Below are 21522 nucleotides of genomic sequence, written 5' to 3'. Positions count from 1 at the left end.
TCCGATAGGCAACAAGACTGGTCAGACTATTTTACCAATCACTGGTTTGTCGCCTCTGTTGAGGCATTCGAGCGACGCTCGCGTCGGCATCTATCCGAACAATAGCGCACCTCCTCCCAGGTTTTCGCCCATTTCTTCCGCCATGCGAAGGGGCGCTGACAGGTGGCACAGGTCTTTGTCGGCAAATCGCCTTTGCGCCGCATGGCCACCTAGACAAACAACTCAAGGGCCGCGAGGGACGCGGCGGCTTCATCCGCGCTGAGCGTCCAGGCCAGGATCGATCCGACAACGATGGCGAGCAACACACCCGTCCAGAGCCCCCAAAGCGCGGGCCGATGCCGGGTTTTCTGTTTCGCGATGTTTGTGTCAGGCGCTGACATGAGGTCTCCTTCGAATTGCTTGGCCAAGCCGACTTGCAGCTTGTGTCTTGGGCACCTAACGTCTGCGCTGTCTGATCCGTTCCAAAAAAAGATGTAGGTGACCATGCGCGACGCCACCCCTCAAACCATTTATCTGAGCGATTACAAACCTTTCGGGTATGATGTCAGCTCGGTTGAGCTAACCTTCGATCTGCACCCGACAGCCACGCGGGTCAAAAGCCGCATCGCTTTCGTGCCGAAACCCGGTACCGACCCGACGCTCTTTCTGCATGGCGAAAATCTTAAGCTAATCTCCGCGCATATCGACGGTGCCCCCGTCTCACCAACCCTAACGGCGGCAGGTCTGACCTGCGATGTGCCCGCGGCATCCTTCATCTGGGAAGCTGAGGTTGAGATCGATCCGGCGGGCAACACCGCGCTTGAGGGGCTCTATATGTCAAACGGCATGTATTGCACCCAATGCGAGGCCGAAGGGTTTCGCAAAATCACCTACTACCCCGACCGTCCGGATGTGATGAGCGTTTTCACCGTGCGCATCAATGGTCCGCACGCGGTGCTGCTCTCCAATGGCAACCCGGTTTCGGCCTCGGAGGGGGCGGCAGAATGGCATGACCCCTGGCCCAAACCGGCCTATCTGTTTGCGCTGGTCGCAGGTGAATTGGTTGCCCACCCCGGAGAATTCACGACAAAATCAGGGCGCAAGGTTGATCTGAACCTCTATGTCCGTCCGGGCGATGAGGACAAATGCGCTTTTGGCATGCAGGCGCTGAAGGATTCGATGAAATGGGATGAGGAGGTTTATGGGCGTGAATATGACCTCGACATCTTCAACATCGTCGCCGTGGATGATTTCAACATGGGGGCCATGGAAAACAAGGGACTGAATGTTTTCAATTCCTCGGCTGTGTTGGGCTCGCCCGAAACCTCGACAGATGGCAATTTCGAACGCATCGAGGCCATCATTGCACATGAATACTTCCACAACTGGACGGGCAACCGCATCACCTGCCGCGACTGGTTCCAGCTGTGTCTGAAGGAGGGTCTGACGGTTTTCCGTGACAGCCAGTTCACCTCCGACATGCGCTCGGCCCCCGTCAAACGCATTGCCGATGTCATCGATCTGCGCGCGCGACAGTTTCCCGAAGATCAAGGCCCGCTCGCCCACCCGGTACGGCCCGAAAGCTTTCAAGAAATCAACAACTTCTACACCGCCACCGTCTATGAAAAAGGCGCGGAGGTCATCGGCATGCTGCGCCGTCTGGTCGGGGCGGAGGCTTACAGCAAGGCGCTGGACCTCTATTTCGAACGGCACGACGGGCAGGCCTGCACAATCGAAGACTGGCTCAAGGTGTTTGAGGATGCCACGGGGCGCGATCTCAGCCAGTTCAAGCGCTGGTATTCACAGGCGGGCACGCCAACGGTGACCGTGAAAGATGCTTGGTATGCAGGCAGTTACATCCTGACCTTCACACAAAATCTGAAGCCGTCGACGCCGACCCCGGACCCACAACCGCAGGTGATCCCAATCGCCACGGCGCTGTTTTCGCCGTCAGGCGAGGAACTGGTGCCAAGCCAGATCCTCGAACTGACCGAGGCCTCGCAGTCTTTCACCTTCGAAGGTTTGCCAGAGCGTCCGATCCCCTCCGTCCTGCGCGGGTTTTCCGCCCCTGTGGTGCTGGAACGGGACTTGTCACAGGAACATACCACCTTCCTGCTCGCCCATGACACCGATCCCTTCAACCGGTGGGAGGCCGGGCGCAGCCTCGCCCGCGCCAGCCTTCTGGCGATGATCCGCGAGGATGCGAAGCCGGATACCGGGTATCTTGACGGGCTGCAGGCGGTGCTGGCGGACGACAGCCTTGATCCGGCCTACCGCGCGCTGATACTGAACCTGCCCGGGCAATCCGATCTGGCGACGACGCTGCACAATGAGGGCGACACGCCCGATCCGGATGCGATCTGGGCCGCGACCGAAAAAATGGCGCAGGCGCAGGCGGCGCATTTCGGCGATCTGCTCGACCGGCTCTTTGACCAGCATCAGGTCACGGAACCCTATCAGCCCAACGCCGATCAGGCTGGCAGACGCAGCCTTGCCAATGCGACGCTTCGGCTGCTGTGTCTGCGCGACGGGCCGACGCGGGCGCAGACACAATATGATGCCGCCGACAACATGACACAGCAATTGGCCGGATTGGCCGTGCTGCTGCGGGAAAGCGCCGGGGAGGACGCGTTGAAATCTTTCGCCAAGCAATGGCAGAATGATCGCCTGGTCATGGACAAGTGGTTCGCGCTGCAGGTCATGCAGGCCCGACCGGATCAGGTCGCCGCCACCGCCGCAAGGCTGACCGAGCATCCGGATTTCAACTGGAAGAACCCCAACCGGTTCCGCGCGGTGCTGGGCCCGCTGGCGTCGCATCACGCCGGGTTCCACAAAGCCGATGGTGCCGGTTATCAATTGCTGGCCGACTGGCTGATCAAACTGGATCCGGTCAACCCGCAGACCACGGCACGCATGTGCTCCGCCTTCCAGACCTGGCGGCGCTATGATGCGAACCGTCAGGGCCTGATCGCCGCCCAGCTGGACCGGATATTGGGCACGCCCGACCTCTCCCCAGACACCACCGAAATGCTGACCCGTATCCGAGGAACTACATCATGAGACCCGTACTCTTAATCACCGGCGGTTCCGCTGGCATTGGCGCCGCCTGCGCCCGCATCTCCGCGGCCCAGGGCTTTGATCTGGCGCTGAACTTCCGGACGGATACGGCGGGTGCCGAAACGGTCGCTGCCGCCTGCCGGAAGGCCGGGGCCAAGGTCATTCTCTGCCCGGGTGACGTGTCCGATCCGCAGGCGATTGCCGACATCTACGCAAAATTAGATGAGAGTTTTGGCCGCCTCGATGCGCTGATCAACAACGCCGGCGTGGTCGATCAGACCGCGAAAGTGACCGATATCGACCACGCAAGATTACGCCGCATGTTTGATATCAATGTGATCGGCGCCATTCTGGTGGCAAAAGAGGCGGTGATCCGCATGCAGACCCGCGGCGCAGGCGGGGTGATCGTCAATATCTCCTCGGCGGCGGCGCGGTTGGGATCTGGCAATCAATATGTGGACTACGCAGCCTCCAAAGCAGCAATTGATTGCTTTACCAAAGGCTTATCAGACGAGGTTGCAGCGGATAACATCCGCGTCATGGCCGTGCGCCCCGGCCTGATTGAAACCGAATTGCACGCCAAGGGCGGGGAGCCGGGCCGCGCCGACAAGCTCGCGCATATGGTGCCGATGAAACGCAAAGGCTCCGCCGAAGAAGTGGCGCAGGCGGTGGTCTGGCTGCTGTCGGATGATGCGAGCTATGTCACCGGATCGACGCTGGACGTCACCGGTGGCCGATGAGCCCTTCAGCTTCCGGCGTGACGGGCGCAACCGGGCGACGCTCTGGGCGGTTCTTGCCGTCTGGGCGGTGCTCTTGCTGGCCATCATCTGGGTGGATGCCGCGCCCTGGCTGATGGGCATCATCGCCCTTTTTACCCTGCCCGCGCTCTGGGATCTTTACGCCAACCCGGGCGCGGGTCTCACATTTGACGACCAGCAGATCAGCTGGTTCAGCGGCAACCGCACGGGCATGCTGCCCTGGTCTGAAGTCGACCACATGCGGCTTGATACGAGGTTGGACTTCTCCGTGCGCGCGACGGCGGTCTTGGAAACCGGGCGCAAGATCAGGCTGCCCTATGAAGCCACCCCGCCGCATCAGGCGCTGGAAGACGCACTGCACGCCATCGGCATCCGCACCGAACGGCATCACTTCTCGCTGATCGGCTGATGCCGGGTCGCCTAGCGTTCCTCGGATGAATACCGCCGGCGTTGTCGCACCGGTTCCACGGGAGCCTGACAATAGGGTTGTTGCTGCAACCAGCCCGCGATGTCGCGCCGCTTGGTTGGGCTGCGCATCGGGCCCCAATCGGCTGCAACGCCGCTCCAGCGGGGCTCCCGGGCAAAGATCACGCCATCGCGCGGCACGGTCACCGCCATGATCCGGATCGCACAGCTCAGGTTGTCACCGCCGTTCTTCAACGCCTCGCCGGATCCTGCACGGCATTCATAGCCCCGCGCCGTGGCGGGCGCGATCTGGAGCAGACCGAACCATTTGCCGCCGCCGCCCACCGCGCGCGGCTTGTATGTGCTCTCGTGTTTCGCCAGCGCCGACATGAACCCGACCCAAAAGGCCTGCCGCCCGGTCTGATCCGCCGCCTCATAATAGGGGCACCACTGCGCAATATCGGCAGGTACCATGGATGTCAGCGGTTGCCCGTGCGCGCGCAGGGCCGCCAGGGCGGCTTCGTTCCACAGGTGCTGATTGGGCATATGGCTCCACCGCATCTGCGGCAGCGGCGCGGATTGGTCACCGGGGTCGGGATCTTTTGCGGCCACGCTCAAAGGCAGGCAAATCACACATATCACAAGGCGCATGAGGGCTTTCATCCCGCATCTATGCGCCAAAAACTTTTGTCTTTTCAAGCCTCTTGTGTCCACCCGGGCGCAGACCGACCAAAACCCGCGCACGCCCCAAAGGCGCCTTAAAAGATCGTTGTCGGTTTCTGAACAACTGCGAACAATTGTCTCCTTCACCGCTTCCAATCAACGCGATATCTCCGCGCGACCGCCTTTATTCAGCCCAAAAGAACCGCAATGTTTAAATCTGTTACCGAAGTTGGAATTTGTAAATGTCACTGCTGTACCGTGTTGCCAAAGGTTCGTTGGCGCCGTTTCGCCGGAGCGTCCGTAGGGCGGCAAAATTCTCCGATGAGACCTCCCCTCACGCCGCGCACCCGCCAAGTGTACGCCCTGAAGGAGCGCTGATGATCGCCTGCCCCAATCCTACCGCGGAAGAAACTGCGCGCGACACGCATCAGATGCGTGGACAGTTCCTGGCGCGTCAGGACCGCTGGACCGAATTGGTCGAGGATATCCGGCTGGCCGAAGATGCCCGGCGTGCGACCCCGAGCGCCATGCCAGTAGCCGATTTGCTGAGCTATGGCGCGCGCTCCGACGTGGTGCTGGCCGTAGAACATGCGCTTTTTGACGGGCGTCCGGCCCGCGGCGCACCCATGCTGCGCGGGATCGAAGCGCTCGAGGAAGTGCTGGCGGAAGCGGGCAATGATATGCTCCTGTCCACGGTGGTGGCCCATGCGCATATGGACATCGCCTGGGCCTGGCGCGGCACCGGTTGGGACAGTCAGGTGCCGCGGCGCAACCGGGACGCCTTTGAGGCGCATTTTGACCGTGCCCGCGATATCCTTGCCCGGTTTTCCGTGGCTGAAACGCAATCCCCCACATTGGCGGCGGCGAAATGCGCGTTGCACGGCGTGGGATACGACCAAAGCGACCGGCTCGCCGCCGACTACGAGGCGCTCATCGATCTGGCCCCGGGCAATCCCGGCCCGATGCGCGCCATGGGCAACTTCCTGTCACCACGCTGGTTCGGCAGCTATCAAAAGCTTGAGCTCGAAGCCCGCAGAACAGCGGCCCGGACGCAGGACGTTTGGGGCGCTGGCGCCTATACCTGGGTGATGTTCGACGCGCTGTCCGGCGACGACGTCGCCTGCGCCAACCTCGATCTGGAATTCTTTGTCGAAGGTCTGCACGACATCCTCGCCCGCACCCCGAACCAGCATATGGTCAATCTGCTCGCGGCCTATTGCGCCCATACCATCGGCGGCAATTTGACCGGGTGTGACACGGCCGACCAGACCCGCGCCCGCATCGCCGCCTGCGCGGGCGGGATTGTCCGCAACCATATGACCGAATTGCACCCAATGATCTGGGCGCATGCGGCAGTTGGTTTTGACAACAACCTCACCGTAAAATCCGCCCGGGGTTTTGCCCTGGCCGGACAGAAAGAAGCGCTGCGCATCATTGCGGATCTCTTCAAACGCGAAATCGCCTCCGGGCATCGCATCATTTTCACCGCGGATGGTCCCGTGGCAGAACCGAGCTAGACGAGAAGAAAGGACGCATCATGGGCGAGATACCCACCGACGCAACCCATTGGGATACAGGCGACTGGATCGACTGGCACCGCAACGCGCAGCTGCCCGCCAATCCTCCCTGTGCCGCACCGTCCGAAGACCCGCGCGCGCGCCTGCACACGCTGCACATGCGTATGTTGCAATGTGCCCGAGCCTATTTCACGCTCACAGGGGATCACCTGCCCATCTATGAAGACATTGCAAAGGTCCATGCCGCGCTTGCCTTTGATCTGCCATCTGAAAGCAGATTGATGTGCAACGCGGACAATGAACCGGCGCAGATCATCACGCTTGCGCCGAACAATCCGTTGAACATCGTGACCGTGGATTTGGCAAAACCGTTCTGGTGTCTGATCGTTGTGCGCATCAACAATAATTTCGTGGCAGAGGGTCGGATGATGCGGCGTGCGTCCTTGCCCGACCAGCGCGAGGGCACATTCGAAATTCATTGGCGCGACCTGCCCACAAGCAACTGAACGGGCGGTGCGGGGGCTTGCAGCACTCCGCACACTGGCCTAAGACCTCTGGCACGATCAGACCTGCCTGACGAGGGACCGCAATGCTTGACTTGACCTTTGAAACGCCGAAACCCAAGACCATTGCAGGCGCCAAACATGACTGGGAACTGGTGATCGGCATGGAGGTGCATGCGCAGGTCACCTCCAACGCGAAGCTTTTTTCCGCAGCCTCCACGAAATTCGGCGCCGAGCCCAACAACAACGTGTCCTTCGTCGACGCCGCGATGCCGGGCATGCTGCCGACGATCAACGAATTCTGCGTGGAACAGGCGGTGCGCACGGGCCTGGGCCTCAAGGCCGAGATCCATTTGCAAAGCGCCTTTGACCGCAAGAACTATTTCTACCCGGATCTGCCGCAGGGGTATCAGATCAGCCAGCTCTACCACCCCATCGTCGGCGAGGGCGAAGTGCTGGTGGAAATGGGCGACGGCACGGCACGGCTGGTGCGCGTCGAGCGCATTCACCTCGAACAGGACGCGGGCAAATCGATCCACGACATGGACCCGAACATGTCCTTTGTGGACCTGAACCGTACCGGCGTGGCGCTGATGGAAATTGTCTCGCGCCCCGATATTCGTGGCCCCGAGGAAGCCGCCGCTTATTTAGGCAAGCTGCGCCAGATCCTGCGCTATCTGGGCACCTGTGACGGCAATATGCAGTCGGGGTCGATGCGCGCAGATGTGAACGTGTCGATCTGCCGACCGGGCGATTATGAGAAATACCAGGCGACACAGGATTTCTCGCACCTTGGCACCCGCTGCGAGATCAAGAACATGAACTCCATGCGGTTCATTCAGGCCGCCATCGATATCGAGGCCCGGCGCCAGATTGCGATTGTTGAGGCAGGCGGGTCCGTTGATCAGGAAACGCGGCTTTATGATCCAGACAAAAACGAAACCCGCTCCATGCGTTCCAAGGAAGAGGCGCATGATTACCGCTATTTCCCCGATCCCGATCTGCTGCCGCTGGTGATTGAACAGGCCTGGGTCGATGATATCGGTGCCACCCTGCCCGAACTGCCCGACGCCAAGAAGGCCCGTTTTATCGGCGATTTCGGGCTGAGCGATTATGATGCTTCGGTGCTGACCGCCGATCTGGAGTCGGCGGGCTACTTCGAAGCCGTGGCGGCGGGCCGTGACGGCAAGATGGCGGCGAACTGGGTGATCAACGAACTCTTTGGACGGCTGAAAAAGGACGACAAGGACATCACTGAAAGCCCCGTGACCCCTGCGCAATTGGGCGGCGTGATTGACCTGATCGCCTCTGATGCGATTTCGGGTAAGATCGCGAAGGATCTTTTTGAGATCGTCTACACCGAAGGCGGCGACCCTGCGGAGATCGTCGAGGCGCGTGGCATGAAGCAGGTTACCGATACCGGTGCGATTGAGGCTGCGGTCGATGAGATCATCGCCGCCAACCCCGAGCAGGTCGCCAAGGCGCAGGAAAACCCGAAACTGGCGGGTTGGTTTGTTGGACAGGTGATGAAAGCCACGGGCGGTAAAGCCAACCCCAAGGCGGTCAACCAGCTGGTGGCACAGAAGCTCAAGGGGTGACCCCGCACCCCGGGTGCTGGCCTGACGGCATCCGGTCAATTGGCGCATGCTGTCGAGCTTGCTATAAAACACGTCACAAGTTTGGAGAGGCATTATGCCACAGTTCGAATACCGGGTGATCACCGCCCCCAATCGCGGCGTCAAGGCGAAGGGGATCAAGACACCCGAGGACCGGTTTTCTCACGCGCTCGAAGAGGTCATGAACCAAATGGCGGCAGAGGGCTGGGAATATCAGCGCGCGGAAACGTTGCCCTCGGTTGAGCGCTCCGGTTTGACCTCATCAACGACCTCCTGGCGCAACGTTCTGGTGTTTCGCAAGCAGGTCGCGGAAATCGCATCCCAGCCCCTGGAAGACGCGGAGGAAGCGGCGGAAGAGACCGATCCAATCCGCAAGGAACCGGTCATTGTTCCGCCCAAAACACCCGATGACGATGCCTCGCAAAGCGAAGGCGCTACCCGAATGCTCAGCGACAATGGCGTTGAGGAGCCCAGTGACGTGGCAGGCATGACGAATTCACTGAAACAACTCGCGGCCAGCAGAAATCCCGAAAAAACAGAAGACTAGCCCGTGCTGCTAAACATCCACGTCAAGCGCAAGCGCGTGGATCTCTGAGATCAGCTTGGGCCCGAGCGCTGCATGCACCGCCCGGTGCCGCGCCAGTCTGTTCATGCTCTTGAACTGCTCGGCACGGATCGCCACGTTAAAGTGACTTTCACCCCCCTCGGGATATCCTGCATGGCCACGATGGCTTTCGCTGTCATCCACCACTTCCAGTTCGCGCGGTGCAAAAGCTTCGCGCAACCGATCCTCAATCTCTTGTCGTTTCGACATTTTTTTCGCCCGACCCCTTCACTCTTTCGGTGTGCAGTCTAAACTAAGCGGCCTCGACTCGTATAGGTGCCAATATGCCAAAACAAGATCCTTTCGGATTCGATATGTCCGTCTCTTCTTCCAAGAAGAAAAACCCACGCGGTCGGCGTGGCATGTCCGGCGCCTCCGAGACGTCGACACGCATCTGCGATCATGAGGGATGCAACGAGCCGGGCAAGTACCGCGCGCCAAAGGCGCCGGACGTTCTGGATGATTTTTTCTGGTTCTGTCAGGCGCACGTGCGGGAATATAATCTGAAGTGGAATTTCTTTGATGGCACCACCGAGGCCGAATTGAACGCGCAGATGTCCAAGGACAAGGTTTGGGAACGCAATACCAAACCGATGGGCGATCCGGAGGCGCGCGCCTGGGCACGGCTGGGCATCGAAGACCCGCATCAGGTGCTGGGCGCCAATGCCACGCAAAACCCCGGACGCGGTGCACAAGCGGGTCGTCGCCTGCCGCCCACCGAGCGCCGGGCGCTCGAAATTCTGGAAGCCAAGGACACCTGGACCAAGCCGGAGGTTCGCAAGGCGTATAAGGCGCTGATCAAAGTCCTGCACCCGGATATGAACGGCGGTGACCGCAGCCAGGAAGAGCAGTTGCAGGAGGTTGTCTGGGCCTGGGATCAAATCAAGGGCAGCCGCAACTTCAAGGATTGATGGCGCTACCGATTTGCGCCAACTGGCACGCCCCTTCCCCTTGCACATGCCCGATATATGTTGCACCAGATGAGCCGGGCCTGACCGGCTCCGAATTCTTGTTCTTTCTATAAGGGTGAAACCTCATGGCCGACGGCGCACTGGACATCAACACAAAGCCCACCGAAGAGATCCACGTCCGCGACGTCTTTGGCATTGATACCGATATGGTGGTCAAGGGGTTCTCAGATCGCAGTGACCGGGTGCCGGAAGTCGACAGCACCTATAAATTCGACCCCGACACGACGCTGGCGATTCTTGCCGGTTTCCAGCACAACCGCCGGGTGATGATCCAGGGCTATCACGGCACGGGCAAATCGACGCACATCGAACAGGTTGCAAGCCGCCTCAACTGGCCGGCCGTGCGGGTGAACCTCGACAGTCACATCAGCCGGATCGACCTCATTGGCAAGGACGCGATCAAGTTGAAGGACGGCAAGCAGGTTACTGATTTTCAAGAAGGTATCCTGCCCTGGGCCCTGCGCAATCCGACCGCGATTGTCTTTGATGAATATGACGCGGGTCGCGCGGACGTGATGTTCGTGATCCAGCGGGTGCTGGAAGTGGACGGCAAGCTGACGCTGCTCGATCAGAACCAGGTGATTGAGCCGCACCCCTATTTCCGCCTCTTTGCAACGGCCAATACCGTTGGCCTCGGCGATACCACCGGCCTCTATCACGGCACACAGCAGATCAACCAGGGTCAGATGGACCGCTGGTCGCTGGTGGCAACGCTGAACTACCTCAGCATTGATGCGGAGACGGCGATCGTGCTGAGCAAGAACCCGCATTACAATACCGAAAAAGGCCGCAAGATCGTCAAGCAGATGGTCACGGTTGCGGACCTGACGCGCACGGCCTTCATGAACGGCGATCTCTCCACGGTGATGTCACCCCGGACGGTGATTGCCTGGGCACAAAACGCTGAAATTTTCCGCAATGTCGGCTATGCTTTCCGCCTCAGCTTCCTCAACAAGTGTGACGAGTTGGAGCGTCAGACCGTGGCAGAATTCTACCAGCGCCTCTTTGACGAAGAATTGCCAGAGAGCGCTGCCAGCGTGAGCTTAGGATAGGTCCATGCACATCGGGTTGATCGGCGGTATCGGCCCGGCAGCCACGGTGGTTTACTATCAGCGGCTGACGGCGCTGATGCGGGAACGCGGGAAAAAGCTTGAACTGACGATTGTGCAGGCAAGCTCGGATGAGCTGGTGGCCAACAATCTGGCAGATAACCGCGCGGCACAGGCGCAGATCTATGCGGAGCTCATCGGGCGCTTGCAAGCTGCGGGCGCTGATTGCGCAGCGATCACGTCCTTGGGCGGCCATTTTTGTTACGCGGAAACCGAGGCGATCAGCCCTCTGCCGCTGATCAGCGGCGTCACCCCCTTGGACGCCTACTTCGCTGCGCAGGGACTGAAGACTGTCGGGCTGTTGGGCACCGAAGTTGTCATGCGCACGCGCCTTTACGGTCAATTGCAGACCACGCAAGCACTCGCTCCTGCGGAGAACATGGATCGGGTGGCGCGCATCTATCTTGATATGGCCCTGCGTGGCACCTGCACCGAAGAGGATCGCGCGTTATTTTTCGAAGCCGGGCGTCTCATGGTCGAAGATCAGGGTGCGGAGGCCATCGTGCTCGCCGGGACCGATCTGGGTTTGGCCTTTGACGGGCATGATCCGGGGTATAGAGTGATTGATGCGTTGGATGTGCATGTTGCCCTGCTGGCCGATCTGGCCACGGGGGACGCGACCCTGCCGCAAGGGACGAAAGGCAAAGAGCGATGAGCAAACCGTCAGACAACCCGGCTGATGCGTTCAAAAAGGCGCTGTCAGAAGCGACCAAGGTCATGGCCCATGATCCGGAGTTGACCGTTTCCTATTCGGTGGACCCTGCCGGCATGTCGGGCGACGCAATGCGCTTGCCCCAAGTCAGCCGCCGGATGACGCGGGACGAGGTGATGCTGGCACGCGGCACGGCGGATGCGCTGGCACTGAACCGGCGCTATCACAATGGTCAGACCCATGCGCGCTATGAGCCGCAGGGGGAGATGGCGAAAGACCTCTATGAGGCGATGGAAACGGCGCGCTGCGAAGCCATGGGTGCACGCGACATGCCGGGCACCGCTGGCAATATTGATGCCAAGATCGCGCATGAGGCGATGCGCAAGGGCTATGATCAGGTCACGCAAGCAGCGGATGCGCCCCTGGCCACAGCGGCGGGCTATCTGATCCGGCACTTGGCCACGGGGCGGGAGCTGCCGTCTGGTGCGCAGAACGTGATGGAATTGTGGCGTGGTTTCATTGAGGAGCAATGCGGCGGGACGCTGGAAAACCTGGATGAGACGCTGAGCGATCAGGCGGCCTTTGCCAAATTTGCCCGTCAGTTGATTTCCGATCTGGGATATGGCGATCAGCTGGGCGACGACCCCGATCAGATTGACGAGGATCAGGAAGACGAAGCCGAAGAAGGCGCGGAGGAGGAGTCCGATCCCGACAGCACAGGTCAGGATGATCAAGACGACGAAGAGGCGGATGCCTCGCCCGAGCAATCGCAAGAAGAGCAGCAGGACGCCGCACAGGCGCAGGTCTCCATGGATGACATGGCAGATCAGGAGATGGGTGAAGAGGCCGAGATGCCCGATGGCGAGGCGCCTATGGAGCCGCCTGCCCCACCGCCTGCCTCCGAAGCAGACCCGGATTATCTGGTCTACATGAATGATCATGATGAGGAAATCGGTGCCGAAGATCTGGCCGATCCCATCGAGCTGGAACGCCTGCGCGCCTACCTCGATCAACAGCTTGAACCGCTGAAGGGCGCGGTCAGTCGCCTTGCCAACAAGCTGCAACGCCGCTTGCAGGCGCAGCAGAACCGGTCCTGGGAGTTCGATCTGGAAGAAGGCATGCTGGATGCCGGGCGTCTGGCGCGGGTGGTGGCTAACCCCACCACGCCATTGTCGTTCAAGGTCGAAAAAGACACCGAATTCCGCGATACGGTTGTGACGCTGCTGCTGGACAACTCCGGCTCCATGCGCGGGCGGCCGATTTCAATTGCGGCGATCTGCGCGGATGTTCTGGCCCGCACGCTGGAGCGCTGCAATGTGAAGGTTGAAATCCTGGGTTTTACCACGCGGGCGTGGAAAGGCGGGCAAGCGCGGGAAGCCTGGCTGGGTGAGGGCCGTCCGCAGCAACCCGGGCGTCTCAACGACCTGCGCCACATCATCTATAAATCAGCTGATGCGCCCTGGCGGCGGACCCGGCCCAACCTGGGTCTGATGATGAAAGAAGGGCTGTTGAAAGAGAACATCGACGGTGAGGCGCTGGAATGGGCGCACCGCCGTATGCTGATGCGGCATGAGGCGCGCAAGATCCTGATGGTGATTTCCGACGGTGCGCCGGTGGATGACAGCACGCTGTCGGTGAACCCGGCGAATTACCTAGAGAAACACCTGCGGGATGTGATCGCCATGGTCGAGAAACGCCGCGCGGTTGAGCTGCTGGCCATCGGCATTGGCCATGATGTGACGCGCTATTACGACCGCGCGGTGACCATTACGGATGTGGATCAACTGGCGGGTGCGATGACCGAACAGCTGGCGGCGCTTTTTGACAGCGATCCCCGCGCGCGGGCGCGTATCATGGGCATCAAACGCGCAAGCTGATGCGGCGGGACGCTCCGCGGGGGATATTTTTGGCCAGAAGAAATCAGGGGGAGTGGCATGTTTCAGACCTTTGAGGTGACCGCGCGGCCCGAACAGGGGCCACCCCGTCTGGCAGCGCTGCGCGATGAAATGGCGCGCGACGGGCTGGATGGGTTTCTGATCCCGCGCGCCGATGCGCATCAGGGAGAATATGTTGCCCCTCGCGATGAGCGTCTGGCCTGGCTCACCGGGTTCACGGGCTCCGCCGGGTTCTGTGCCGCGCTGACGGGGATCGCGGGCGTTTTTATCGACGGGCGGTACCGAACCCAGGTCAAGGCGCAGGTCGCGGAAGACTACACACCGGTGCCCTGGCCTGATGTTTCGCTTGGATCATGGTTGACTGAACAGCTGCCCAATGGCGGTGTCGTGGGGTTTGATCCCTGGCTGCACAGTGCGGGGCAGATTGAAACGCTTGAAAAGACGCTGGAGACATCGGGCATATCCATGCGCGCGCATGCAAATCTGGTGGATCGTATCTGGGAGGATCAACCTGCGCCGGCCCTGGCGCATGCGAAAATCCACCCCCTCGAATTTGCGGGTGAAAGCCATGACGCCAAACGCGCGCGCCTTGCGGCGGAGCTGCGCGACGACGGGCACAAGGCGGCGGTGATTACCCTGCCGGATTCGGTATGCTGGCTGCTGAACATCCGGGGCGCCGATATTCCACGCAATCCAATCGCACAGGGCTTTGCCATTCTGCACGATGACGGGTCGCTGGATCTGTTCATGGCGGCGGAGAAACTGGTGGAGCTGGGGGATCACCTCGGCCCTGATGTCAGGCAGCATGCGCCCGACCACCTGCTGGACGCCGTGGCCGCGTTGGAGGGTCCGGTGCGGGTTGACAGGGGCACGGTGCCTTTCATCCTGTCGGAACGTCTGGGGGAGTGCGCGGCCTTTGCCGGGGACCCCTGCGCCATGCCGAAAGCGCGCAAAAACGCCGCCGAAATCGAAGGCAGCGCGGCGGCGCACCTGCGCGATGGGGCGGCGATTGTCGAGCTGCTGGCCTGGCTTGATGCGCAACCGGTGGGTAGTTTGCGTGAAACGGAAGTTGTGACCCGGCTGGAGACCTTTCGGCGCAATGACAACGCGCTGCAGGACATCAGCTTTGAGACCATCGCCGGAACCGGCCCCAATGGTGCGATCATGCATTACCGCGTGACCGAAGAGACCGACAGTGAGCTGGAAGACGGCCAGCTGATCGTGCTCGACAGCGGTGGCCAGTATCTGGATGGCACCACGGATATCACCCGCACGATCCCCATTGGCACGCCGCCGCGTGAGGCCATGGAAGCCTTTACCCGTGTGCTGCAGGGTATGATCGCCATGAGCCGCTTGCGCTGGCCGGAAGGTCTTGCCGGGCGCGACATCGAGGCCATTGGCCGGATGCCGCTGTGGCTGGCGGGCCAGGACTTTGATCACGGGTTGGGTCATGGGGTCGGCGCTTATCTGAGCGTGCACGAAGGTCCGCAACGGCTCGCCCGAACCAGCCATGTGCCCTTTGAGGCTGGCATGATCCTGTCCAATGAGCCGGGATACTACCGCGAGGGGGCGTTTGGCATCCGCATCGAAAACCTGATCGTGGCGCAGGAAGCACCCGACCTGCCGGGCGGCGACAGTCATCGCAAGATGCTGAACTGGCGGACACTGACCTTCGCGCCCATCGACCGGCGGTTGATTGTCGCGGAGATGCTGACCGCGGCGGAACGCGACTGGCTGAACAGCTATCACGCTGAGGTTGCAGAAAAGATCGCCCCCCGGCTATCGCCCGCTGCAAAAACATGGTTGGATGCGGCAACTGCGCCGATCTGAGGCCCCTGCGGATGTCATGAGGGTGTTACCAAGCGAGCGCAGGTACAGTTTGACGATCAGGGGGAGACGCGTCTATGGCCGACCATATCACCATCCGCAAAGCTGAAGGCACCTGGAGTGTGCGCGCAGGTGGCGCGGTTCTGGGCGAAAGTGCCAATGCGTTGGAACTGGTCGAGGGCGACTACCCTTCGGTGATTTATTTCCCGCGTGATGACATCGCCATGGCCTTTCTGGATCGCACCGAAAAATCCACCCATTGCCCGCACAAGGGCGACGCCAGCTATTTTTCGGTGGTGACAAAAAGCACGACGCTGTCGGACGTTGTGTGGTCTTACGAGACACCCAAGGAAGGTGTGGCGCGGATCAAGGACCATCTGGCCTTTTACACCAATGGCGATGTGACGGTGGAGCAGATCTGATCAGGAATGCTCTTCGGCGGCGGTGGCGGCCAATGCACGATTGTAGACTTTTAACGCATCCACGTGGAAAAGCGCGCCGTGTAATTCGGGCGGCGACGCGTCGGCGCTGAGGGTCACGACCGGGATGAACCGGACGCCGGTTTCAAAGATCGGCATAGCAGCTTCCAGCGTTGCGTTGCTGTCGATGTAGACACCATCGCCGATCATTTCCCAGCACTCCTCCTCGGTCGCCGCGCGTGGATCATCCATGGCGCGCATCACGGAGCCGACGCGGAACATCGCCAGCAGATAGGCCTGCGGCCCGGCGGCAAGGTGGATGTCACGCCGCTCCAGCTGGGTGAGGAAGAAGCTGCGGTCCACCAACCGTGACGCCAGAGCCGTGGAAATGGAGACGGCGACCATCACGGCAAGCCCCGTCTGCCAGTCACCCGTCAGCTCAAACACGATGAGCGTTGTTGAAATCGGTGCGCCGAGCACAGCGGCGGCCACAGCGCCCATGCCGGTCAGCGCGTAGAGCGTGACCGAGCTGGAGACATCCGGAAAGACGCTTGTGGCAATCAGCCCGAAGCTGAGACCGGAGAGCGCGCCAATCATCAGCGACGGCGAGAAGATACCGCCACCCATACGGCCCGCCATGGTGATCGCCACCGCGACCGCCTTGAGGATGGCAAAAACGATGGCGTTCCACAGCGCCAGCTGCCCGGTCAGCGCCAGCGAGGTGGTCTCATAACCCACGCCGATGATGTGGGGGAAATAGATCGCCAGCCCCCCCAGCATCACCCCGGCAAGGGCGGGGCGCAGATACCCCGGCAGCCTGATCTTGTTCTGCACCAGAGTGCCAAGGTCTTCCGCCCAGAAAATCCCCTTCATGAGCGCCACCGCAATCAGACCGGAGACAAGGCCCAGTATCAGATAGGCTGGCATTTCCTGATAGAATTGCACGGCCCCCGTGGTCGAGAGCGCAAACTCCGTAACATCGCCAAATTCCAAACGGTTGATCACCGTGCCAGCGGCACTGGCGATCACGATGGGCGCAAAGGCATGCACGGCAAAATGGCGCAGCACCACCTCCAGCGCAAAGAGCGCCCCGGCAATCGGCGCGTTGAAGCTGGCCGATACGGCGGCGGCCACGGCACAGCCCAGCAAATCACGCCCGGTGATCCCGTCCGCGTGCATGCGGCGGCTCACCCAGGTGGAAATCACGGCGGCCAGGTGCACCACCGGTCCCTCACGGCCGGTCGATCCGCCCGTGCCCAGCGTGATCATCGAAGCCAGCGCCGAGGCGAGACCTGCACGCGTCTCCACGCGCCCGTCATTCATGGCCGCGCCGTGGATTACATCCGCCACAGACCGTGCGCGCCCGTCGGGTGTAAAGAAATGCAGGATCAGCCCCACCACCAGTCCGCCACAGATCGGGATGATCAGGATCAGATACCAGGGCAGCGATTCCGCAAAACTATGCAGCAGACGCACGTCCTCGGTGCCATAAAGATAGGTCTGCAGCGCATTGACGCCCTTGCGGAAAAACAGCGCAGCAAAGCCAGCCGCAATCCCGATGGCCAGGGCGATGAACCAGAACTGGATCTGATTGGGACCGCGGTGGCGTATCACCCGCAATCCATCCCGACAGGTGGTCAGCGCTATATCAAGCTGCTGGGACAGGATGGATCGCTTTGGGCTGGACATCAACTTTACTCTGGCTGCTTCCTGTCTAGGCCACCCGGTGATGTGTGGAAAGCCCCTTGGTGGTCCTACCCGGCCAGAAGCGCGCGCGCAGCACCCCGCGCCTCTTCTGTAATCGTGTCCCCCGAGAGCATGCGCGCGATCTCATCCACCCGCTCCGGTGTCGGCAGGGGCGTCACGGTGGAGGTCGTCATGCCGGCGGCCACGCGTTTTTCCACGCGCCAGTGATGCGCGCCCAGGGCGGCCACCTGCGGCGAATGCGTCACCACCAGAACCTGCCCGTCACTGGCCAGCGTCGCCAAGCGGCGCCCCACCGCATCTGCGGTCGCGCCGCCTACGCCGCGGTCGATTTCATCAAAGATCATGGTCAGCCCGCTTTGCCCCTTGGTCAAACAAACCTTCAGCGCCAGTAAAAATCTGCTCAGTTCGCCACCGGAGGCGATCTTGTTCAGAGGTCCCGAGGGCGCGCCGGGGTTTGTCGCCACGGTGAAGGCCACGGCATCGGCGCCTTCCGGGCCGGGTGCATCCGCGGTGATTTGCGTCTCAAAAACCGCGCGCTCCATCTTGAGCGGCGCGAGTTCTGCGGTGACAGCCTCGTCCAGTGCTTTGGCTGCTTTTTGGCGTGCGCTGGTCAAGTGTGCCGCCTCGGCGTCATAGGCGGCTTCTGCCGCCGCCAGATCCCGGCCCAATTGCGCTAGATCCGCATCCCCGGCGTCGAGGGCCGCCAATTTGCCGCGCAGGGTATCGGCAAAAGCGGCAAGATCGTCTGCCAGCACCTCATGTTTGCGCGCCAGGGCGCGGATGGCAAAGAGGCGTTCTTCGGTATCTTCCAACTCTATGGGGTTGAACGACAACCCCTCGATCGCCGCGGAAATGCCCGCCGTCGCATCATCCAGCTCGACAAGCGCCCGTGACAGCGCGGCCATGGGCGCTTCGAGCGCCCCCTCCGCCTGTTCAGCTGCGCCATCGAGCCAGCGCAGCGCGTCACTGAGCGCCGCTTCGGCGCCCTGCCCGCTCAGTATTTCATGCGCACGCACCACATCGCTGCGGATTTTCTCGGCGTTTTGCATCGCCCGGCGCTGCGTATCCAATGTGGCCTCTTCGCCGGGTTCCGGGCTCAGCGCATCCAGTTCGGCAACCGCGTGGCGCAGGAAGTCCTCCTCCTCCCGGATCATCGCCATTGCCGCCTCCGCCGCGGCCAATGCCTTGGCGGCCTTGCCTTTTTCGGTCCAAGCGGCGCGGCACTTTGCCTTGGCTTTGTCCAGCCCGGCGAAGTCATCCAGGATCAGCCGGTGTCCGCGCGGGTTAAGCAGCCCGCGGTCATCATGTTGGCCATGCAGTTCCACCAGCGTTTCCGACAGCCGCCGCAGCACCTCTCCGGAACACCGCCGGTCGTTGATCCAGGCGGTTTTCCGGCCATCAACCGTGTTGATGCGGCGCAGGATCAACTCATCCCCCCCCGGCAGCCCCGCCTCGCTCAGAATGGCATGGGCCGGATGCCCCTCGACCAGATCAAACCACGCGGTGACCTCGCCCTGCGCCGCGCCCTGGCGTACAAGGTCCGCGCGACCGCGCCAGCCGAGCACAAACCCCAAAGAGTCCAACAAGATGGATTTGCCCGCGCCGGTCTCGCCCGTCAGCACATTCAACCCCGGCTGGAAGCTGAGTTCCAACCGGTCGATGATGAGCATGTCGGAGATATCGAGCCCGCGCAGCATTGGCCTTTTCCGTTATCCCCGCCGGGTCAGAGCCAATCGCCCCTGACAGTTTGGCGGTAAACCTGACGCAACCAACCATCGCCAGCGGCCTCAAGCGTGAGCCCCTGCCCGGTCAGCAGCGCAAAACTGTCCTCGTACCAATCGGTGGATCGGTAGTTGAAGCCGAGGATCGCCCCGGCGGTCCGCGCCTCATCGGTCAGACCGAGTGACAGATAAGCTTCAACCAGACGGTGCAGCGCTTCCGGGGTGTGCGACGTGGTCTGGAAATCCTCGACCACGACGCGGAAACGGTTGATCGCAGCGGTGTAATGATCGCGGCGCAGATAGTAGCGTCCGATCTCCATTTCCTTGCCCGCCAGGTGGTCAAAGGCGAGATCAAATTTCAAAATGGCGGAGCGTGCATAGTCGCTGTCCGGATAGCGTTCGATCACTTCGCGCAGCGCTTGCAACGCCTGGAATGTCAGACCCTGATCGCGACCGACCTCATCGATCTGATCGTAATAGCTCAGCGCCAGAAGATACTGGGCGTAGGCGGCATCTTCATCATCGGGGTAGAAATCAATGAACCGCTGCGCCGCCGACCGGCTATTGGGGTAGTCCTGGTCGCGGTGGTAGGAAAACGCCTGCATGATCAGCGCCCGGCGCGCCCAATCGGAATAGGGATAAAGCCGCTCGATCTCGGCGAAATAGAATGCCGCGTCATCGGGTCGGCTCCGGGTGAGCTCGAACTCACCCCGCTCGAAAATCTGTTCCGGAGAATAGGTTTCAAGCGGAATTTCCTGTGGGTTAAAGAAATTACCTGTGGTGCGCCCGGGATTCCCGTCACCACACGCCACCAATGTTGTTGATACCAACACCGCAGCTACCCACCGCTGGCGCGACCCAAGCCTACTCATGCTTTGCCACCTTTGCTCCGTACCCCTGTGAGCTGCATTTCACGTCAACTCTCAGAGGTCCTAGCATAGAAATTTCCCATGCAAAACGCCCATTGCATCCTTTGTGAACGCGAGGGTGAGAAAGCTTGGGAAAATGAGAGGCCTCTTGCCGCCAAGCCGCGACATGACCTTATGCGACCGCGGGGATCTCGTCCCAGACGAGGCCGTAGCCCGGCAGCCGCGATGCCGTGCTTTGATCACAGACCACCATGCGCACCGCATCCGGCGTTGCAAAGAGGCTGCGCAAAAGCGTGTTGGTCAGGGAGTGCCCGGCCCGCACGCCGGTGTAATGTCCGATCAACGGCGCCCCGGCAAGCGCCAGGTCACCCAGCGCGTCCAGCATCTTGTGACGCACGGGCTCGTCGCTGTGGCGCAGACCGCCGGGGCTCAGGACCCGCTCACCGTCAAAAACAACTGCGTTCTCACCAGGTGTGCCGCCCAGGGCCAAGCCGTTCGCGCGCATCGCATCCACATCCGCCTGACGGCAGAAGGTACGGCTGTCGCACAGCTCGCGCGCAAAGCTGCCGTTGTTCATCACCAGCGACTTCTTCTGATGGCCGATCGCCAGGTCGTCAAAATCAATCTCGAAATCGATCCGCAGCGTGTCCGCCGGGGCCAGCGTTGCAGATGCAAGCCCATCGGTGACCGTTACGGTTTTCAACACCTCAAAGGCGCGCACGGGTGCTGCGAGCTTCCGCAGTCCGCGTTGCATGATACCGCGCACGAATGGGACCGCAGATCCATCCAGGATCGGCACTTCCGGACCGTCGATTTCAACCAGCGCGTTGTGCACGCCACAGCCGGCCAGCGCCGCCATGATATGCTCAACGGTGGACACCTGAAGGCCAGCACCATTTTCGATTTTTGTGCAGAGGGGCGACCGCAGAACGGCATCCCAGCGCGCGGGGATCAGGCGATCACCGACGGCAATATCCGTGCGCGAGAACCAGATGCCATGTTCGGCACCCGCCGGACGGATCGTCACGGTGGCTTTGTGGCCTGTATGAAGACCACAGCCGGAAAAGCTGATCGGTGATTTGATCGTCGTCTGCACTGGTTGCCCCACATTCTTCGAGCCCTTTGGCCCGGTTGCAATGGTAACTATGGGTTGATCGCTCCAGCCTCAACTCAATCTTTGCAACCGACTGAAACACATCTGTTACATTTGAGCACAAAGACGCCTGCCACGCCCTAAATTACTGTTTTTA

21 protein-coding genes are annotated in these 21522 nt (G+C 61.2%); 13 read left to right on the top strand and 8 right to left on the bottom strand.

The genetic code is table 11. From position 1 onward, the window contains the following. Positions 1-38: 38 nt before the first annotated feature. A complete protein-coding gene (locus Q1A63_RS06120; protein WP_298969957.1) occupies positions 39-203 on the bottom strand; it encodes a DUF2256 domain-containing protein in 165 nt (54 codons plus the stop codon). Between the two features lie 6 nt (positions 204-209). Beyond that, entirely contained in the window at positions 210-380 is a 171-nt protein-coding gene (locus Q1A63_RS06115; protein ID WP_298969958.1) for a hypothetical protein, read from the bottom strand. 103 nt (positions 381-483) lie between these two features. Here Q1A63_RS06115 and pepN point away from each other — a divergent pair, with 103 nt between their 5' ends. The 3 genes from pepN to Q1A63_RS06100 are packed head-to-tail and all read left to right on the top strand — an operon-like array spanning position 484 to position 4203. Further along, positions 484-3039: an aminopeptidase N gene (pepN, locus tag Q1A63_RS06110; protein ID WP_299631178.1), complete on the top strand. Its 2556-nt coding sequence runs from the start codon at positions 484-486 to the stop codon at positions 3037-3039. Then, positions 3036-3776 (top strand): SDR family oxidoreductase, encoded by a 741-nt coding sequence (locus tag Q1A63_RS06105; RefSeq protein WP_298969960.1) that lies wholly within the window; start codon positions 3036-3038, stop codon positions 3774-3776. The genes pepN and Q1A63_RS06105 overlap by 4 nt, the downstream gene beginning before the upstream one ends. Beyond that, on the top strand, positions 3736-4203 hold the full coding sequence (locus tag Q1A63_RS06100; protein WP_298969961.1) for a hypothetical protein: 468 nt from the start codon (positions 3736-3738) through the stop codon (positions 4201-4203). The genes Q1A63_RS06105 and Q1A63_RS06100 overlap by 41 nt, the downstream gene beginning before the upstream one ends. 11 nt (positions 4204-4214) lie before the next feature. Here the strand turns inward: Q1A63_RS06100 and Q1A63_RS06095 are convergent, their stop codons facing one another. Further along, entirely contained in the window at positions 4215-4862 is a 648-nt protein-coding gene (locus Q1A63_RS06095; RefSeq protein ID WP_298969962.1) for a transglycosylase SLT domain-containing protein, read from the bottom strand. A gap of 377 nt (positions 4863-5239) precedes the next feature. Between Q1A63_RS06095 and Q1A63_RS06090 the strand changes: the two genes are divergently transcribed. The 4 genes from Q1A63_RS06090 (at position 5240) to Q1A63_RS06075 (ending at position 9045) form a co-directional block, all read left to right on the top strand. Beyond that, positions 5240-6379, top strand: a complete 1140-nt coding sequence (locus tag Q1A63_RS06090) for a hypothetical protein (protein WP_298969963.1) — start codon at positions 5240-5242, stop codon at positions 6377-6379. Positions 6380-6399: 20 nt separating this feature from the next. Then, positions 6400-6885, top strand: a complete 486-nt coding sequence (locus Q1A63_RS06085; protein ID WP_298969964.1) for a hypothetical protein — start codon at positions 6400-6402, stop codon at positions 6883-6885. Positions 6886-6968: 83 nt separating this feature from the next. Further along, complete coding sequence (gatB, locus tag Q1A63_RS06080) at positions 6969-8480, top strand: Asp-tRNA(Asn)/Glu-tRNA(Gln) amidotransferase subunit GatB (RefSeq protein WP_298969965.1); 1512 nt, start codon at positions 6969-6971, stop codon at positions 8478-8480. A gap of 94 nt (positions 8481-8574) precedes the next feature. Further along, on the top strand, positions 8575-9045 hold the full coding sequence (locus Q1A63_RS06075; protein ID WP_298969966.1) for a DUF4177 domain-containing protein: 471 nt from the start codon (positions 8575-8577) through the stop codon (positions 9043-9045). Between the two features lie 9 nt (positions 9046-9054). On the opposite strand, the gene Q1A63_RS06070 is transcribed toward Q1A63_RS06075, so the two are convergent. Beyond that, positions 9055-9312, bottom strand: a complete 258-nt coding sequence (locus tag Q1A63_RS06070) for a BolA family protein (protein ID WP_298969967.1) — start codon at positions 9310-9312, stop codon at positions 9055-9057. A 74-nt stretch (positions 9313-9386) separates the two neighbouring features. Here Q1A63_RS06070 and Q1A63_RS06065 point away from each other — a divergent pair, with 74 nt between their 5' ends. The 6 genes from Q1A63_RS06065 (at position 9387) to Q1A63_RS06040 (ending at position 15978) form a co-directional block, all read left to right on the top strand. Continuing rightward, entirely contained in the window at positions 9387-10013 is a 627-nt protein-coding gene (locus Q1A63_RS06065) for a J domain-containing protein (protein WP_298969968.1), read from the top strand. 125 nt (positions 10014-10138) lie between these two features. Further along, positions 10139-11125, top strand: coding sequence for a cobaltochelatase subunit CobS (gene cobS / locus Q1A63_RS06060; RefSeq protein WP_298969969.1), 987 nt, complete (start codon positions 10139-10141; stop codon positions 11123-11125). A gap of 4 nt (positions 11126-11129) precedes the next feature. Next, positions 11130-11837, top strand: a complete 708-nt coding sequence (locus tag Q1A63_RS06055; protein ID WP_298969970.1) for an aspartate/glutamate racemase family protein — start codon at positions 11130-11132, stop codon at positions 11835-11837. Further along, complete coding sequence (cobT, locus tag Q1A63_RS06050) at positions 11834-13711, top strand: cobaltochelatase subunit CobT (RefSeq protein WP_298969971.1); 1878 nt, start codon at positions 11834-11836, stop codon at positions 13709-13711. The genes Q1A63_RS06055 and cobT overlap by 4 nt, the downstream gene beginning before the upstream one ends. Positions 13712-13768: 57 nt before the next feature. Next, the gene (locus Q1A63_RS06045) at positions 13769-15559 is read left to right on the top strand and encodes an aminopeptidase P family protein (RefSeq protein ID WP_298969972.1); all 1791 of its coding nucleotides are present in this window, start codon (positions 13769-13771) and stop codon (positions 15557-15559) included. A 74-nt stretch (positions 15560-15633) separates the two neighbouring features. Then, positions 15634-15978 carry a DUF427 domain-containing protein gene (locus Q1A63_RS06040; RefSeq protein WP_298969973.1) on the top strand — a complete coding sequence of 115 codons (345 nt, stop codon included), beginning with the start codon at positions 15634-15636 and terminating at the stop codon, positions 15976-15978. Here Q1A63_RS06040 and Q1A63_RS06035 read toward each other — a convergent pair whose 3' ends face one another. The 4 genes from Q1A63_RS06035 to lpxC form a co-directional block, all read right to left on the bottom strand. After that, a complete protein-coding gene (locus Q1A63_RS06035) occupies positions 15979-17664 on the bottom strand; it encodes a chloride channel protein (RefSeq protein WP_299631036.1) in 1686 nt (561 codons plus the stop codon). A 65-nt stretch (positions 17665-17729) separates the two neighbouring features. Then, complete coding sequence (gene recN / locus Q1A63_RS06030) at positions 17730-19379, bottom strand: DNA repair protein RecN (RefSeq protein WP_298969975.1); 1650 nt, start codon at positions 19377-19379, stop codon at positions 17730-17732. 26 nt (positions 19380-19405) lie between these two features. Further along, on the bottom strand, positions 19406-20275 hold the full coding sequence (locus Q1A63_RS06025) for an outer membrane protein assembly factor BamD (RefSeq protein ID WP_298969976.1): 870 nt from the start codon (positions 20273-20275) through the stop codon (positions 19406-19408). 169 nt (positions 20276-20444) lie between these two features. After that, positions 20445-21368, bottom strand: coding sequence for a UDP-3-O-acyl-N-acetylglucosamine deacetylase (gene lpxC / locus Q1A63_RS06020; protein WP_298969977.1), 924 nt, complete (start codon positions 21366-21368; stop codon positions 20445-20447). Positions 21369-21522 lie beyond the last annotated feature (154 nt).

The organism is uncultured Roseobacter sp. (assembly GCF_947499265.1).
GTDB lineage: Bacteria > Pseudomonadota > Alphaproteobacteria > Rhodobacterales > Rhodobacteraceae > Roseobacter.
This window is presented reverse-complemented; position numbering and strand designations above follow the sequence as displayed.